Genomic DNA, 1,586 nt, shown 5'->3' on the forward strand with positions numbered 1-1,586 from the left:
CCGAGCGGGTTCCACTGGTAGAAGAGGTGGTAGCGCCCGTCATGCTCGATAAAACCGTTGGGATCGTTGAGCAGCCCCACCGGGGCTGCCAGATGCCAGCGGGGCCGATGGGGATCTGCCGCCGCCTTGAGCTGTCCGGCCAGCAGCGACCGGACAATCTGGTTGAGAAGATCGCTTTCCTTCATCACTCCACCTTGTACTTGAGCAGGTAGGATGCGGCGAAGGCGGCGCCAAAGGCGATCACCAGCCCGATGATGTAATGAATCAGGCTCATGGGCTGGACGATGGCCATGCCGGGAATACCGGTCAGCCCCACCGCCGTCATCCCCACCTTGGCCGCCACCACGTAGGCGCCGCCGCAGGCCCCGCCAAACAGACCGGCGAGGAAGGGTTTGATGTAGCGCAGGTTCACCCCGAAGATGGCCGCTTCCGTGATACCCAGCAGGCAGGACATGGCAGCCGGCACGGTAATGGCCTTGATCTTCACGTCGCGAGTCTTGAAGTAGACCGCGAGGCAAGCCCCGCCCTGCGCCACGTTGGCCATAGCCCAGATGGGCAGCAGGAAGTTGACGCCAATTTGCGGATTAGCCAGCAGCCCCGCCTCGATGGCGTGGAAGCTGTGGTGGATGCCGGTGATGACGATAAGCGAGTAAGTGCCGCCAAATACCAGCCCCGCCAGCCAGCCCGCCTGCTCATAGAGGGCACTCAGACCGAACGAGATGCCATCCCCCAATACCCGACCCGCCGGGCCGATAAAGAGCAGCGCCACGAAACCGGTGATGATGACGGTCAGGAACGGGGTGAGGATCAGATCCAGCGCATCCGGAATGCGCTTGCGCAGCTGTTTCTCCAGATGGGACATAAACCAGACCGCCAAGAGCACCGGGAAGACGGTGCCCTGATAGCCGATCATCGCAACATCCAGCCCGAAGAAGTCCATAGTCTTGAAGCCACCGGCCACGCCCCAGGCGTTGGTCAGCGCCGGGTGGGTGAGGATGCCACCGAGGGTCGCCCCGAGATACGGATTGCCGCCAAACTCCCGCGCCGCCGTAAAGCCGATGAGGATCGGCAGTATGATAAAGGCCGCCGAGCTGAACATGTCGAGCATCACAAACAGGGCGCTGTCGGCATTGACCCAACCGTAGGTGCGCACCATGCCGAGCAGCCCCATCAGCAAGCCCGAGGCGACGATGGCCGGAATGATCGGCACGAAGATGTTGGAGAGGGTTCGCGCCAACCGCTGGGCCACGTTGAGCTTGGCCGCCGCCATGTCGGTCAGCTCCGCCTTGCTGGCGGTGCCGGTACCGGTCAGCGTCACAAACTCCGCATAGACCTTGTTGACCAGACCGGTGCCGAAGATCACCTGAATTTGGCCCGCGTTGCTAAAGCACCCCTTGACCCCCTCCAGCTTGTCGATGGCGGCCTTGTTTACCTTGCTGTCATCGGCCAGCACCAACCGCAGCCGGGTGGCGCAGTGGGCAGCGCTGACAATGTTCTCCTTGCCCCCGAGCAGGGGCACCAGATCCTTGGCTATCGCACTGATATTCATATTCTTCCTCTTATGACCCGCCACGCTGGCGGGCCCT

At 62.4% G+C, this 1,586-nt stretch carries 1 protein-coding gene and 1 pseudogene; both read right to left on the minus strand.

The features are described 5' to 3' along the window. Positions 1–185 (minus strand): annotated as a pseudogene (locus tag G5358_RS21015) (glycosyl hydrolase family 32); the annotation flags it as partial. After that, positions 185–1,549 carry a sucrose-specific PTS transporter subunit IIBC gene (locus G5358_RS21020; RefSeq protein ID WP_005359249.1) on the minus strand — a complete coding sequence of 455 codons (1,365 nt, stop codon included), beginning with the start codon at positions 1,547–1,549 and terminating at the stop codon, positions 185–187. The pseudogene G5358_RS21015 and the gene G5358_RS21020, both read right to left, overlap by 1 nt. Positions 1,550–1,586: the final 37 nt, after the last annotated feature.

The sequence above is a fragment of the Aeromonas sp. 604176 genome (assembly GCF_049170755.1).
Lineage (GTDB): Bacteria > Pseudomonadota > Gammaproteobacteria > Enterobacterales > Aeromonadaceae > Aeromonas > Aeromonas veronii_A.

What these genes read in the sequence shown, in the direction of transcription:
- G5358_RS21020 (WP_005359249.1), bottom strand. Translation starts at nt 1,549, where the DNA reads ATGAATATCAGTGCGATAGCCAAGGATCTGGTGCCCCTGCTCGGGGGC.